A 1,301-nucleotide genomic window follows, 5' to 3' on the forward strand; every position below is an offset into this window, starting at 1 on the left:
CCCTTCCTCGCACCGGCCCCGGTTCCGGCGGGGCCGGTGCGAGGAAGGGTCCGGGGAAGGGTCTTCGGCGGGGTCCTCGGGGAAGTCCTCGCCGGGGTCTTCGCAGGGATGGCGGTCGCCGGTGGGAGCGGAGGGCAAAGCGACGACGAAGACGGTGACGCGCCGCGCCGGGTTCGCCCGGGGCAGACGCGCGAGGAGGAGCGCGAGACGGCCGCGGGCCGTGCCGGTCCACGGGTGCCGGCGGGACGGCTCTGCGCGCGCGGGCCCTCCGGGGGCCGGCCGGCGGCAGGGGTTCCGTGCGGCACGGCGCACGGCGGTCGTCACGTCGGCGGGGACGCGGGCCGTGCTCGCGTCGGCCGCGAAGGACGGGACCGCGGGCGGCGGCTCGGCGGGGGCCTCGCCGATGTCCGCCCGGATCACCGCCGGTTGGTGAGGGAGCGTACGTATACCCATGCCCGCATCCTGGTGGGCGCGGCCGGCGGCTGCGTGCCCGCGAGGGCCACGTGAGCGACGGGTCCGGCCGCGCGGGGAGGCCCGTCCGCCGCACCTGCCGCCGGGCGGGCGCGGCCACGGCCGGGCCGGGGCGGTCCGGTCCCTCGCGTCGCGGGCCGTCCCCTCACCTGGTGAGCACGGGAGCGGCCAGTGCGGTCACGACACCCCTGCATGTGCCGACGCTGCCGACGGGCTCGACCTCGATGCGCAGCCGCAGCACGCCGCTCACGTCGGCCGACACGGACTCGGCCCGGCCGAGCTTCAGCGTCTTGCCGACCAGGAGCTTCCCGTCGCCGCGGACGGTGAGCCTGCGGGGGGAGCCGTCCTTGGAGACATCGGTGATCCCCGCGGTGAGCCGGAGGGTGTTCCACTCCCGTGCGAGGTTGTACTCCACGGAGCTGGAGCAATACCCCCCGCTCGCCAGAAGGGCGTCCTCGTACTCCGTGGTGTCGACCGTGGCGGAGCCCTGTTGCATGTACGACTTCGTCACCGGCTCCAGCGAGGTGAGCGGCACTTCGTCGGGGCCGGCCGCGTCGTCCGTGGCCGACGGGCTCGCCGTGCCGTCCCCGAAGTCCCCGTCTCCGGGCTCCCCGGGGCTGTCCGCCGGTGCAGGGAGCGTGCCCGGCTCCTCGTCAGGGGTGCCGGTGGGCCCGTCGGCCGGTGCGGCGGGATCGGCACTGTCCCGGGACGCGGTGCTGCCGGTGCGGTCGGCGTCCAGGTAGCGCACGGCGGCGTAGGTGCCGCCGCCGGCCACCACGGCGACGGCGAAGGCGACCGCGCACAGCAGCGTGGACCACACGATGCGTTCG

Annotated in this window: 2 protein-coding genes; both read right to left on the bottom strand. The window is 76.6% G+C overall.

All coding sequences use genetic code 11. The features are described 5' to 3' along the window. Window positions 1-453 (bottom strand): hypothetical protein (locus tag CCN35_RS29045; RefSeq protein WP_211285592.1); only part of this gene is annotated, 453 nt, incomplete at its 3' end. 163 nt (window positions 454-616) lie between these two features. Beyond that, the coding region (locus CCN35_RS27320; protein ID WP_211285593.1) for an NPCBM/NEW2 domain-containing protein at window positions 617-1,301 on the bottom strand (685 nt) is incomplete at its 5' end.

The sequence above is a fragment of the Streptomyces thermovulgaris genome, from assembly GCF_002155915.1.
Classification (GTDB): Bacteria; Actinomycetota; Actinomycetes; order Streptomycetales; family Streptomycetaceae; genus Streptomyces; species Streptomyces thermovulgaris.